13 protein-coding genes are annotated in these 12,583 nt (G+C 70.2%); 5 read left to right on the top strand and 8 right to left on the bottom strand.

Annotated elements, in window-relative coordinates; all coding sequences use genetic code 11:
* Positions 1-9: 9 nt before the first annotated feature.
* The gene (locus tag ACGFYQ_RS36050) at positions 10-501 is read right to left on the bottom strand and encodes a DUF1269 domain-containing protein (protein WP_393750518.1); all 492 of its coding nucleotides are present in this window, start codon (positions 499-501) and stop codon (positions 10-12) included.
* Positions 502-747: 246 nt separating this feature from the next.
* Here ACGFYQ_RS36050 and ACGFYQ_RS36055 point away from each other — a divergent pair, with 246 nt between their 5' ends.
* Complete coding sequence (locus tag ACGFYQ_RS36055) at positions 748-1,185, top strand: hypothetical protein (RefSeq protein WP_393750550.1); 438 nt, start codon at positions 748-750, stop codon at positions 1,183-1,185.
* A gap of 45 nt (positions 1,186-1,230) precedes the next feature.
* Here the strand turns inward: ACGFYQ_RS36055 and ACGFYQ_RS36060 are convergent, their stop codons facing one another.
* The 4 genes from ACGFYQ_RS36060 to dnaK form a co-directional block, all read right to left on the bottom strand.
* Positions 1,231-2,433, bottom strand: a complete 1,203-nt coding sequence (locus ACGFYQ_RS36060; RefSeq protein ID WP_393750520.1) for a D-alanyl-D-alanine carboxypeptidase family protein — start codon at positions 2,431-2,433, stop codon at positions 1,231-1,233.
* Positions 2,434-2,536: 103 nt separating this feature from the next.
* Positions 2,537-3,964 (bottom strand): lipase maturation factor family protein, encoded by a 1,428-nt coding sequence (locus ACGFYQ_RS36065; RefSeq protein ID WP_393750522.1) that lies wholly within the window; start codon positions 3,962-3,964, stop codon positions 2,537-2,539.
* A 42-nt stretch (positions 3,965-4,006) separates the two neighbouring features.
* Positions 4,007-4,645 carry a nucleotide exchange factor GrpE gene (gene grpE / locus ACGFYQ_RS36070; RefSeq protein ID WP_393750524.1) on the bottom strand — a complete coding sequence of 213 codons (639 nt, stop codon included), beginning with the start codon at positions 4,643-4,645 and terminating at the stop codon, positions 4,007-4,009.
* Positions 4,642-6,507 (bottom strand): molecular chaperone DnaK, encoded by a 1,866-nt coding sequence (dnaK, locus tag ACGFYQ_RS36075; protein WP_393750526.1) that lies wholly within the window; start codon positions 6,505-6,507, stop codon positions 4,642-4,644. The genes grpE and dnaK overlap by 4 nt, the downstream gene beginning before the upstream one ends.
* A 259-nt stretch (positions 6,508-6,766) precedes the next feature.
* Here dnaK and ACGFYQ_RS36080 point away from each other — a divergent pair, with 259 nt between their 5' ends.
* From ACGFYQ_RS36080 to ACGFYQ_RS36090, 3 genes are all read left to right on the top strand, one after another.
* Positions 6,767-7,012, top strand: coding sequence for a hypothetical protein (locus tag ACGFYQ_RS36080; RefSeq protein WP_393750528.1), 246 nt, complete (start codon positions 6,767-6,769; stop codon positions 7,010-7,012).
* A 292-nt stretch (positions 7,013-7,304) separates the two neighbouring features.
* Positions 7,305-7,658 carry a hypothetical protein gene (locus ACGFYQ_RS36085; RefSeq protein ID WP_393750530.1) on the top strand — a complete coding sequence of 118 codons (354 nt, stop codon included), beginning with the start codon at positions 7,305-7,307 and terminating at the stop codon, positions 7,656-7,658.
* A 97-nt stretch (positions 7,659-7,755) separates the two neighbouring features.
* Positions 7,756-8,178: a CBS domain-containing protein gene (locus tag ACGFYQ_RS36090; protein ID WP_393750532.1), complete on the top strand. Its 423-nt coding sequence runs from the start codon at positions 7,756-7,758 to the stop codon at positions 8,176-8,178.
* Positions 8,179-8,267: 89 nt separating this feature from the next.
* Here ACGFYQ_RS36090 and ACGFYQ_RS36095 read toward each other — a convergent pair whose 3' ends face one another.
* Positions 8,268-9,515 carry a PP2C family protein-serine/threonine phosphatase gene (locus tag ACGFYQ_RS36095; protein WP_393750534.1) on the bottom strand — a complete coding sequence of 416 codons (1,248 nt, stop codon included), beginning with the start codon at positions 9,513-9,515 and terminating at the stop codon, positions 8,268-8,270.
* 169 nt (positions 9,516-9,684) lie between these two features.
* Complete coding sequence (locus ACGFYQ_RS36100) at positions 9,685-11,097, bottom strand: hypothetical protein (protein ID WP_393750536.1); 1,413 nt, start codon at positions 11,095-11,097, stop codon at positions 9,685-9,687.
* Positions 11,098-11,342: 245 nt separating this feature from the next.
* Here ACGFYQ_RS36100 and ACGFYQ_RS36105 point away from each other — a divergent pair, with 245 nt between their 5' ends.
* Positions 11,343-11,765 carry a hypothetical protein gene (locus tag ACGFYQ_RS36105; RefSeq protein ID WP_393750552.1) on the top strand — a complete coding sequence of 141 codons (423 nt, stop codon included), beginning with the start codon at positions 11,343-11,345 and terminating at the stop codon, positions 11,763-11,765.
* Between the two features lie 42 nt (positions 11,766-11,807).
* On the opposite strand, the gene ACGFYQ_RS36110 is transcribed toward ACGFYQ_RS36105, so the two are convergent.
* Complete coding sequence (locus tag ACGFYQ_RS36110; RefSeq protein ID WP_393750554.1) at positions 11,808-12,452, bottom strand: aldo/keto reductase; 645 nt, start codon at positions 12,450-12,452, stop codon at positions 11,808-11,810.
* Positions 12,453-12,583: the final 131 nt, after the last annotated feature.

A 12,583-nucleotide genomic window follows, 5' to 3' on the forward strand; every position in this document is an offset into this window, starting at 1 on the left:
CTCGCGCGCCTACGGCCGGGAGCCGGCTAGCTGCTCGGCCAGTTCGTTCTCCTCCGCGGCGTCGAGCGAGGTCTTCAGCACCGTGCCGCCGTGCCGCCGCATGGCTTCGGTGAACCTGTCCTCCGTGACCACCAGACCCATGATCGCCACGGCCGCCGACCCGGGCCTGAGGAGGTCCTGGACCCGGCCACGAAACCGCTCGTCGATGCCGGACTTGCCGAGCTTGCCGAGTAGCCCGCCCACCGCCGCGCCGGCCACGAGCCCCACGCCGGGCAGGAGGAACAGGACCCCGAAGACCATGCCCCACAGCGCCCCCGCCGCGGCCGACGGCCCGATGAGACGGCTCGGCGTGTCCACGTGCGTCTCGCCCTGCGCATCCACCGACACCACCGCCAGCCCGCTCACGCTGATGACGTGATCCCGGTGGAGCTCCTGCACGGTGGCGTAGGCCTGCCGGGCCGTCTCGGGATCGTCGTACCCGATCACCATCAGCTCCGACATGAACACCTCCCGGTTGGCGACTGGACCTCAACGCACGCTAAGCCTTCGTGGGGGCTCCGGCATCCCGCCACTGCGGGAAGCGCCGAACGACAAGGTCAGCGCCGGTCCTCAAGCTCCCGGTGACGCGGGAGGGGCCATGGGCGTCGTAGGCCGGAATGCCGATGGAGAACCGCCGTGACACGCTGAAACAGGGGATCCCGCCGGTCCCGGCACGCCAGGCCGGCTCTGCAACCCATGGAGATCGAAATGGCCAGTGACGCCAGCAGACCCCGAGCAAGCAGCGCACACCCGAGTCCCTGGCATGCGCCCACATCCGGTACCACCGTCCTGGCAGCATCCTTCATGATCTTCGGTGGCGCGATGGCGATCTTCGAAGGGATCGCGGCCATCGCCAAGGACGACCTGTTCCTCGCGACGCGCCACTACGTGTTCGAGTTCAGCCTGGCGGGCTGGGGCTGGGTTCACCTCATCCTGGGCATCCTCCTCGTCGTCGCCGGCTGCGCCGTGATCAGCGGAGCACTGTGGGCGCGCTTCTTCGGTGTCGCCGTTGCGGGGCTGGGCGCGATCGCCAACTTCCTGTGGTTGCCGTACTACCCCTTGTGGGCCTTGGTCCTGATCGCGGTCAACCTTTTCGTCGTCTGGGCCCTGTGCAGGGGCATGCACCGGGAAGCGGACGCGGCCTGACTCCTCGAACCGGCCGTGCCCCGGTCGTCCAGGCGGCCACCCCCTTCAGGGCAGGCGTGCCTGAGGTTCGTCCGGGCGTCTGCTCCGGCGGCTGCGCAGGATGGCCGTCCCGGCGAGGCCTGCCGCGACGAGGACGACGGCCGACACGGCGTAGGCCGCGTGGGTACTCGTCCGGGGGCGGTCGGGAGCGGTGGCGCGAGCGGCCGCGACGCGTGGCGTCCTGGATGACGCCGGCGGGAGCAGTGATCCGACCGGATCCACGTGTCCGGCCGCGGCGAACCCCCAGTCCAGCAGGGACCAGGCTTCCTCGTACACCGCGTTCCCGCCGCCCCGCTGAGGGTTCATCACGGTCACCAGGAGGGTGCGGCCGCCACGCCGGGCGGCCGCGATCAGCGTGTAGCCCGCCCGGGACGTGTAGCCGTTCTTGACACCGACGATCCCCGGGTACCGCCCCACCCCGTCTTCACCGGTCACCAGCCGGTTGGTGTTCTCGATGCCGTACGTCCAGGTGGGACTGCCGTCGCTGTGGGTGCCGCCGGGAAAGCGGGCGTCGGCGGTCGCCGCGTACGCGGCGAAGGCAGGGTCCGCAAGGCCCGTACGTCCGAAGACGGCGAGGTCGTAGGCGGAGGAGACCTGGCCCTCCGCGTCGTAGCCGTCCGGGGAGACGACGGTGGTGTCCCGTGCGCCCAGGACGCGCGCCTTGGCTTGCATCTGGGCCGCCGTGGCTTCCCAGCCGCCGTTCATCTCGGCCAGCACGTGCACGGCGTCGTTGCCCGAGCTGAGGAAGACGCCCCGCCACAGGTCCGCCGCCCGGTAGGTGTGATCTGCGGAAACACCCACCACACTGCTCCCGTCCGCCACCTCGTCCAGCTCGGCCTCGGTGACCGTGTGCCGGCTTGAGCCGGGCAGGTGCGGGAGCGTGGTGAGGGCGAAGAGGGTCTTGAGGGTGCTGGCCGGAGGCAGCCGGCGGTGTGCGTCGTGGGCCGCGAGCACCTCACCCGAGCGCACATCGGCCACCAGCCACGACAGGGCGGAGACATCGTCCGGCAGCTCGGGCGCTCCCTGCCGCGCCCGCACGTGGGTCCCGGAGCGGTGCAGCAGCGATGCGCTGACGGACGAGGGGGGTCGTGGCGGCAGCGGATCGGCTCGCGGGACGCCCACGGCCGTCGGTGCGAGGAGGACCGACGCACCGATGGCGAGAGCTGCCGCGCCGGAGCCGGTTCTGCGCCGAGAGGATCTGATGCTCATTCAGCCAGCGTAGAAACGGATCGGCCCGTCCGCAGCGACGTGTAAGCCGACCGGCGGTAGGTGGAACCGCCCCTCGGGCTCCCTTCGGACCTTCGGTGGGGCGTCATGGTGCCTTCGTGACCGCCGGGAGGAATTCGCCCGCGAGCGTGCGGTGCCACCACGTCCGGTTGCGGAGGAGTTCGCGCCGGTCGGTGAACCTGTAGCGGTAGAGGCGTGCGCGGATGCAGGCGGGTGGGGAGGTGGGGAAGGGGTTGCCGCGCAGGAGCTTGAGGGTGGCCGGGTCGTTGTCCAGGAGCCTTGCGACGAACGCCCCGAACCAGGGAGCCGCGTAGGAGGGTGAGATGGCGGCGAACCACAGCAGCCAGTCCAGGCGCAGGTGGTACGGGGCGACCTGCGCTGGGATGCGGCGTACGTCGCCGGGTTTGCCCTTGAAGCGGTACTCCTTCCACACCGTGTCCTCGGTGATCTCCCGCTCGTCGGTGCCTTCGATCACCACTTCGTGGCGGACCCGGCCGACGCTGCCGAAAGCGCCGTAGGTGTTGACCAGGTGAAGCGGGTTGAAGGACGCGTTCATCACCTGGTGCCGGGAGAGCAGGTTGCGGACCGGCCAGTAGCTGAGCACGGCCACGACCACGGTGACCGCCAGCACGGTGCCCTGGTACCAGGCGGGCGGGGCGGCCGGCGCCGGAGCCTGGGGCAGCGGCAGGACGTCGGCGGCCCGCCCACCGTCGATGGCGGTGAGCGCGAGCAGCAGGGCCAGCCAGTTGAGCCAGGCGAAGTTGCCGGACGCCACGAGCCACAGTTGCGTGACGACGATGACCCCGGCGGCCACGCTCGCGACGGGCTGCGGCGCGAACAGGGCCAGGGGGGCGGCGAGCTGGGCGAAGTGGTTCGCGGCGGTCTCCACCCGGTGCAGCGGCCCGGGCAGGTGGTGGAAGAGCCAGCTGAGGGGGCCCGGCATCGGCTGGGTCTCGTGGTGGTAGTACAGGCAGGTCAGGTCGCGCCAGCACGGGTCGCCGCGCAGTTTGATCAGCCCGGCGCCGAATTCCAGCCGGAACAGCAGCCAGCGCAGCATCCACAGCACCAGCACCGGGGGCGCCGTCCGGGCGTTGCCCAGGAAGATCGCCAGGAAGCCCGCTTCCAGCAGCAGTGACTCCCACATGAAGGCGTACCAGGTCTGGCCGACATTGACGATCGACAGGTACAGCGCCCACAGGAGTGCCCACAGGAGCATCGACGCCCACAACGGCACACGGTCGGCCGCGCCCGCCACCAGGGCGGCGGACAGCGCCGCACCCGTCCACGCGACGACCGCGAAGAACCGGTCGGAGTAATGGAAGTGGAAGATGCTGGGCGAGTGACGGAAGGGCACGGCCGCCACGAAACGCGGCACCGGGAGCATCCCCCGTGCGCCGATGAGCGCCCGGAACTGGTTGGCGGAGCTCAGGAAGGCGACGAAGTACAGGGCTGCCAGGCCACGCTGGAAGACCAGCCTGCCCAGCCAGTACGTGTCATCGGTGAACCACTCCACAGCAGTCCTCCTGTGGTGGCCCCTGCCCTCGGATCGCGCCGGTCATTCGGAAGCGGCGGTGCGCGCCCGTTCGGGTGGTTCGCTGACCGCGACCTGGGCCGGGCGCAGGAGGTGCTGTCCGACGCGGTAGCCGGGGCGTAGCACGGTGGTGCAGGTCGGACGGTCGACCTCGTCGGACAGCTCGTGTGTGACCGCTTCGTGGCGGGTGGGGTCGAACGGTTCTCCCGGGGTCCCGATTTCCTGCAGGCCGAGGGCGGCGAGCCGGGTTTCCAGCAGGGCGGCGACCGCCCGCAGGCCGGGGTCGGGGTCGCCGTACTCGCGAGCCTGGTCGATCGCGTCCAGCACGGGGAGCAGCCCGGCCAGGACGTTGGCGACGGCGATCTCCCGTATCGCGAGGCGGTCCCGCCGCACCCGCTTGCGGTAGTTGTCGTACTCCGCCTTCAGTCGCTGCAGGTCGGCGGTGCGCTCGGCGAGCCGCGCCTGGGGTGCGGTGGGCGACCCGTCCGTGTCCGGTGCGCCGGGAACTCCGGGCTCGCCGGCCCGCGCCTTCGTCTCCTCCCGCTCCGGAGGGCCCTCCGGTGGCCCGAGCCGGCGGGTGGCGGGGTCGATGCGCCGCTCGTCCCGGACCACGATGAGCGGTGGCTGCTTTCGCGGCCCGCCGGAACGTGTCGGGTGGCTCATCCCGTGCCTCCCTTCGGACTCTCGTCGTCGACGATCTCCGCGTCGACGACTTCCTCATCAGCGCTGGACGTCCCGGCGCCGGATGCCGGCCCGCCACCGCCCGCGGCGGCCCCTTGGGCGTCGGCGTAGAGTGCGGTACCGATCTTCTGCGCGGCCGTGGCCGCCTTTTCGGTCGCCGCCCGGATGGCGGTGGTGTCCTCGCCCTTCAGCTTCTCCTTCAGCTCGGCGACGGCGCCCTCCACCTCGGTCTTGAGGTCGGCCGGGATCTTGACCTCGTTATCGTGCAGGAGCCGCTCGGTCTGGTAGACGAGCTGTTCGGCGCTGTTACGGGTCTCGGCGGCCTCCTTGCGGCGGCGGTCCTCCTCAGCGTGCTGCTCGGCCTCGCGGACCATCCGCTGGATGTCGTCCTTCGGCAGCGAGGAGCCGCCGGTGACGGTCATCTTCTGCTCCTTGCCCGTGCCGAGGTCCTTGGCCGTGACGTGCATGATGCCGTTCGCGTCGATGTCGAAGGAGACCTCGATCTGCGGGACGCCACGCGGGGCCGGCGGCAGGCCGGTCAGCTCGAACATGCCGAGCTTCTTGTTGTACGCCGCGATCTCGCGCTCGCCCTGGTAGACCTGGATCTGCACGGACGGCTGGTTGTCCTCGGCCGTCGTGAAGATCTCCGACCGCTTGGTCGGGATGGTCGTGTTGCGCTCGATCAGCTTGGTCATGATGCCGCCCTTGGTCTCGATACCCAGGGACAGCGGGGTCACGTCGAGGAGCAGGACGTCCTTGACCTCACCCTTGAGCACACCGGCCTGGAGCGTCGCGCCCATGGCGACGACCTCGTCCGGGTTCACGCCCTTGTGCGGATCCTTGCCCGTCAGCTCCCTGACCAGCTCCGTCACGGCGGGCATGCGGGTCGAGCCGCCCACGAGGATGACGTGGTCGATGTCCGAGAGCTTGATCTTCGCGTCCTTGATCGCGTCGTGGAAGGGCCCCTTGCAGCGCTCCAGCAGGTCCGCGGTCAGCTGCTCGAACCGGGTGCGCGTGAGCTTCTCGTCCAGGTGCAGCGGGCCCTCGGCGGAGGCGGAGATGTAGGGCAGGTTGATCGAGGTCTCCGTGGCGGAGGACAGCTCGATCTTCGCTCTCTCGGCGGCCTCGCGCAGACGCTGGAGCGCCATCTTGTCCTTGGACAGGTCGATGCCGTAGCCGTTCTGGAACTGCTTCACGAGGTGGTCGACGACGCGCTGGTCCCAGTCGTCGCCACCGAGGTGGGTGTCACCGTTGGTGGCCTTGACCTCCACCAGTCCTTCGCCGATCTCCAGGAGCGACACGTCGAAGGTGCCGCCGCCGAGGTCGAAGACGAGGATCGTCTGGTCGTTGCCCTTGTCCAGCCCGTACGCCAGGGCGGCCGCGGTCGGCTCGTTGATGATCCGCAGCACCTTCAGCCCCGCGATCTCACCGGCCTCCTTCGTCGCGGTGCGCTGGGAGTCGTTGAAATACGCGGGAACGGTGATCACCGCGTCGGTCACGTCCTCACCGAGATACGCCTCGGCGTCCCGCTTCAGCTTCTGCAGGACCCGCGCCGAGATCTCCTGGGCCGTGTACCGCTTGCCGTCGATGTCGCCGGCTTCCGGGAAGCGCCAGTCCGACTCCCCGACGTGGCGCTTCACCGACCGCGCGGTGCGGTCGACGTTGGTGACCGCCTGCCGCTTGGCCACCTCCCCGACCAGGACCTCTCCGCCCTTGCCGAAGGCGACCACGGAAGGGGTCGTCCGGTTTCCTTCGGTGTTCGCGATGACCGTGGGCTCTCCGCCTTCCAACACCGCGACGACGGAGTTGGTCGTGCCCAGGTCGATCCCCACTGCTCGTACCATCGTCCGCTCCTCTCAGCGCCCGGTACCGGTATCCAGCGTCTCACCGTGGAACAGTCGGTGGCTGAACACGGCGAACCGACCCCTCCTCTATAGCGCTCCTCAATAAAGTTGACAAGACCTGACTCAATTCGGGAGTCAAACCTGCCGCGCCCCTCTTTCCTCCTGTTGGCCTATGTCCGTTGGCCTCTTTGGCCCAGGGGCACTCTCATGGATATCGGGCCGGCGTCTCGACCGGCCGCACCGGCAGAAAGGCACGCCCATGTACGAGATGCGCGCCGAGTCCACTCCCGGCCGATCCGAAATGCTCTGGCACGTCATAGCCAAGGACCCGGCAACCGGCACCCTGTGCGGCTACACCCTGGCTCCGGACCAGACCGTCACCGCGCTCCTGTCCGAGGGAGCGGCGGAACGCTATTGCGTTCCCTGCATGAGCGCCTTCCGCACCGCCATGGAAAGGCACACGCCGCCCGACGGGGCGAAGCTGCTTTCCTTCGGCGGGCCCTGACGCGATACGCGAGCGGCTCCGGGCACACGTCGCGCCGGCCGAGTCATCGACCGCATCCGCATGCGCACTCGACGCACACGAGCGGATGGCCGGCCGGCCGCGACTGCCCATGTCGTGTTCGACGTCGTACGCTGCCATAAAAGCGCTCCGAATGCTGTCGAGGCATCCGGCATCCGCTACGGCGGCATATCGATCACATAGGGCGACGCGAACTGTCGCGATCGCGATGGAAAAGCGTTGGAAATCCGAGAGGGGGCGAGAACAAATGATCACGGGACTTGCATTGGAGCGAGTGGAATTCACCTGCGGCCGGTGCTGGTACGAGTGGAGCATCGACTACGACGTCCAGCAGTACACGGATGATCAGGGCGGCGTCTGGGAGTACTTCTCGCGCGACGGCATCGCCGTGCCCTCCCCGTACACCCCCTCCGGAGCCTCTCCCTGCCCGGCCTGTGGCCGCCACTGGGTCGGCCGCCTCCTTGCCCGCAGGCTCATCCCCGCGGCGCCCGGACCGGACCACACGCCGCGCCAGGAGATCACGGACGCGGCCGGTCACCGGCCCGAGCGGCAGCACGCCCCGCTGCTCGGCGCCACCGCACACACCCAGCCGCAGCAGTTCGAGCCGCCCGCGATTCTCGGCAGCTGATGATCATCGGCGGCACGGCAGCGGCCAGGGACCGGTGTACCACCGGGGGGCGGGGGCAGCCGACCAGCAGGAACGGCTTCCAGCGGCAGGAGGAGCCATGACCCGACAGGTCCACGAGGTGATGACCGAGCGGCCGGTGGCCGTCGAAAAACTGACGTCGCTGGCGGAAGCCGCACGCCTCATGCGAGACGCCGGCATCGGGGACGTGCTCGTGGTGGACGAGGGCCGTCTGCGCGGCATCCTGACCGACCGGGACCTCGTCATCCGCGGCGTGGCCGAGAACAGGGATCCCGGGGAAACCACCGTGCACTCCGTCTGCAGCACCGAGCTGGTCACCGTCCGGCCCGGCGACGACGTCGACCACGCCGTCGATCTCATGCGTCGGCATGCGCTGCGGCGTCTGCCCGTGGCGACCGAGGACGGGGAGCTGGTCGGCGTCGTCACCCTCGGTGATCTCGCGGTCGAACAGGATCCGGGTTCCGCTCTCGCGGCGATCTCGGCCGCGGAGCCCGACAGCTGACCCCGAGTCGATCTCGGTGACCGACTCACCCGTACGGACGATCCCGTCCCGCGGAGACGACCCGGCAGCACTGTCAGCCCTGGTCGAGGTCACAGGCGCAGGACGACCAGCGCGGTGTCGTCGGTGATCCCGGCGGGCGGGATGAGGTCGGCCAGCAGGCCGTCGGCGAGGGTGTCGGGGTCGGCGGCCCGGTGCCGTGCGAGGGAGCCCGCGAGCCTCTGCATGCCGGTGTCGATGTCTTCGCGGCGGCGTTCGATGAGTCCGTCGGTGTAGAGGACGAGGACGGAGCCCTCGGTGAACGCGGTGTCCGTTTGGGGACGGGGAGCGTGTTCGGGGCGGGCGCCGAGTGGCGGGTCGGTGGCCTGGTCGAGGAAGGTGACGGTGCCGTCGGGGTGGCAGAGCGCGGGCGGGGGGTGGCCGGCGCTGCTGTAGGTGAGAGTGCGGCTGTTCCAGTCGATGAAGACGGACACGACGGTGGTGGATTCGGCGCCGTCGACGAAGCGGGCGTACAGGCCGAGCACTTCGAGTGCCCGGGCGGGGCCGTCGGCGACGCGGGAGGCGGCCGACAGTGCGCTGCGGAGCTGTCCCATGACGCCGGCCGCGCGTAGTCCGTGGCCCACGACGTCGCCCACGGCGATGGCGGTACGGGCGGCCTCGGGCAGGTCGACGATGTCGTACCAGTCGCCGCACACGTTCAGGGATCCGGTGGCGGGCCGGTAGCGCACGGCGGCCTGATGGTGGCCGAGCGGGCGGGGCGCGGGCAGCATCGCCTCCTGGAGGTGGAGGGCCACTTCGCGTTCGCGGGCGTGGGCCTGGCGCAGGCGCTCGTTGACCTCCTGGAGTTCCCGGGCGCGGGTGTAGAGCTCGGCTTCGAAAACCTGGGCGCGGCCCCCGTCGCTGCGGGGACCGCCGCCGCGGGAGCCGCGGGCTCTGATGAGCTCGGTGACCTCTTCCACGCGGTTCAGGAGCAGTGCCACGGTACCGTCGGGGGCGAGGACGGGGACGTTGACCGGACTCCAGTACCGCTCCTCCCACACCCCTGGCCGGTCGGGGTACTCCACGTCGTAACGCTGGAGGGCCATGGTGTCGCGTTCCCCGGTGGCCGCGACCCGCTGCAGGGAGGCCTGCAGGTTGCGCATGCCGCTCGAGGCGGGATCATCCGGGTTCTCGGGGAAGACGTCGAACAGATAACGGCCGATGACCTGCTCGCGGGGCCGCCCGGACATGGACAGGAACGCCTCGTTGGCATCCTGGTACACCAGGTCGGGGGTCAGCAGCGCGACCGCCCCGGGGAGGGCGTGGAAGACCGCCTGGTAGTCGGTTTCGGGTTCGTTCACGATCCACCTGCCCGCGCGCGAGATCGTTGAGATCTGCTGCTCCCACGATAGGCGCGGGCGCCGGGGGCGGCCGGTCACAGCGGTGTCTCTGGGCCGTTTGGCCCCAGGGAAACCACAGCCCGGCCGCGTACGGGCGACGCTGCCGGGCTGTGGCTGTGGCTGTGGCTGTCTACCGCGCGGTCTGGCCGCTCGCGAGTGCCCACTCCCGGTTGAGGGTGCCCAGCGGGATGCGGTGCTCGATGACCGGCGTACCGAACAAGGACAGCTGGAGGTGCAGTTGTCCGCTCAAGTCGAAGCCGCCGTACAAGGCCCAGGAGCCGGACACCGAGGTCTTGCCGTCGGTGGACCCGGTCGCCTTGGCATCGGCCTCGCCGCGCACGTACGGCGCGAAGTCCGCGCTGACGCCGACGGCGCCGTAGAGGCCGACGGAGGCTTCGGCTCCGAGAGCGCCCTTGACGCGCCCGGCGGCGGTGACGGTCGCCTTGACCGGCGAGCTCTGCACGGCCGAGGTGCTGACCGGGCTCCAGCCCTTGCCCGACGCGTAGCTGCCGCCGACACGGAAGTCACCCTTGACGTCCTGCTGCACGTCGAGGGTCACGCGGCCGTCGGCCTCCACCTGGACGTAGCAGGTCAGGCTCAGGTTGACGACGACGGGCACCGGGCCCACCTGGATGACCGGGGCGCTGTACAGCTTGGCGAACGGGATCCGCTTGGGCGCGCCGCTGCTGGCCGCGGCGCGGCCCTTGAGCTCCCACTGCGAGGACCAGTCACCGCTCATTCCGAGGAAGGCGGACTTCGGACCGAAGCCGCCGCCCGAGCTGCCGTCGTACGAGAACTCCACCTTGGGGGCGAGCTGGACGAAGCCGGACACCGAGGCGCCGGCCGAGACGGGGGCGCCCTCGGCGGTGTCCACCGAGGCGCTCAGGTCGAGCCGCAGGTTGCCGAGGGGCAGCTCGGCCCCCTTGGGCCCGAACTGCATTCCCTGGCCCTTCGCCCAGGAGAAGGTGACGCCCTTCATCAGCGGCTCGACGGTGACCGCCGCCGGGTCGACCGGGACCTTGCCGTCGGCCTTGTCGTCCTTGAGGACGGAGGCCAGCGTCGTGGGAGCGGTCTTCACTTCGATGCCGCGGTCGGTCTTGCCGACGACCTCGGTGACCTTGGCGAGGAGGCCGTCGGGGGCACCGGGAGCCGGTGCGCTGGCGATGACGTCGTCCACGGCGACCGGCTGGTCGGGGGCGGGCTTGCCGGGCGACGGGGACTGGCTCGGCGAGCTGGTGCGCTCCTGCGGAGCCGTGGATATGACGGCCCGTCCGCTCGCCTTGTCGTAGGAGGCGACCGTCAGCGAGGACTTCTCGGGCCGGCCCTTGCCGGTACGGGCGCGGGCGACGGCCGTCGGCGTGGGCGACCCCTGCGGCGCGGCGGCCACGTCGAGCTGCTGCGTGCCATCGGTCGCCGGCGCGGACGTGGCCGGGTTTCTCGGCTCGTCGGCGGCGTTGGTGTGGGGTGTGGAGGAGCAGCCGGTGGCGGCGAGGGCCAGCGTGGTCAGGCCGGGGAGCAGGAGGCGTCTGGCGAGCGTGCGCACGGAGGTGTGACCTTCGGGTTGGGGGGAGGAGGCGTTACCCATGGGTAACGTTGTGGTCGATCATGCCATGCGCACGCAACGGCAGTCACCTTGGGATCCGGCCAACTCGCCTGCTGGACAAGGCGGTTGAAGCTTCACTTACATTGCCCGGGTGAGGCGCCCCGGGCTCGCCACCGGCCGGACCCCACGCGCCGCCGCCTTGCACTGTGCTCTCGTGTCTGGCAGTCTCCGCCGCTGCGGTGACCATGTGGGGAGGCGGTCTGGTGGGGGCGTTCTTCGTCAGGTTCCAAGGACCCGCGCGCAACTCACGTGGTCACTTCCCCGGGATCTTCGCCTTGGCCAACGGTCTCGCCCGGGAGGGGAAGCTGAGCGAGGAGGAGTACCGGTTCTGGCGAGCGGGCAACGACTGGTACGACGCCAACTTCACCAACCCGTCCGACGTGGATCCCACCGTCTACGACCACGAACTGCATCCCGGGGCCACGGCGTGGTTCAAGACCACAGCCGTGGACCTCGTTGACCGGGCGACCGGATATCTGGAGCTGCTGTCCGCTCACGGAGTGGCGTGCGAGCGGGTCGAGTCGTCGGATCCGGGAGAGATCATCTACGAGGACGACGAGCAGGTCGTCGTCGTGCCCCGGGCCGCCCCTCCGGACGGCGGGGTCTAGGCTCTGTCCGGGCCGCAGAACACCGCGAGGTGGAAACCGGGGCTATGCACCGGCCGCGTCCAGGCGGCTGAGGTGCTCCTCGGGCACTGCGCAGGCCAGGGCGGGCAACGTGGCCTCGTACTGGTCCAGGGTGCGAGGGCCGATCAGCGGGATGGCCCGGGGCGAGGTCTGGTGGAGCAGCCAGGCCAGTACGAGCTGGTTGGGCGTGACCCCCAGTTCGGCGGCGACCTCGCCGAGCACGCGCAGCCGGGCCTCGGCGTCCGGCCCCGCGTAGCGCTCCATCATCCAGTGCCCCCGGCGCTTGGCCGCGTCGTCGTAGATCCCCCGGAGGATCGGCGAGTACGCGACGAGGCTCAGGTCGTCGTGGGCGCGCAGGTAGTCCAACTGCTCGTGGTCCACGACCGAGGCCATGTCCGGACCCGTACGGGGACACAGGTAGGAGTGCTGCTGCTGGAGGGCGACGGGAGCGGGCCAGCCGTGCCGCTCGCACAGGGCGCGGATGTGCTCCATGCGCCAGGTGCGGACGTTCGACCAGCCGATGTGGCGGGCCTTCCCGGCCCGCACGATCTCGGCCAGGGCCTCCAGGGTCTCCTCCAACGGCGTGGCGCGGTCGTCCACGTGGACGTAGTAGAGATCGACGTGGTCGGTGCCCAGCCGGCGCAGGCTGTCGTCGATCGAGGCGTGCAGCGTCTTGGCTCCGGCGCCGTCGAACCGGGCCTTGCCCTAGCTTGATCTTTAACTCTTGCGGCGTGGGCGAGGGGTCGTGGGCTTCTTCGTTTTCGGTTTCGCGGCGTCTGTTTTGCGGACTGTGTGCACGT

Source organism: Streptomyces sp. NPDC048258, from assembly GCF_043201995.1.
Classification (GTDB): Bacteria; Actinomycetota; Actinomycetes; order Streptomycetales; family Streptomycetaceae; genus Streptomyces.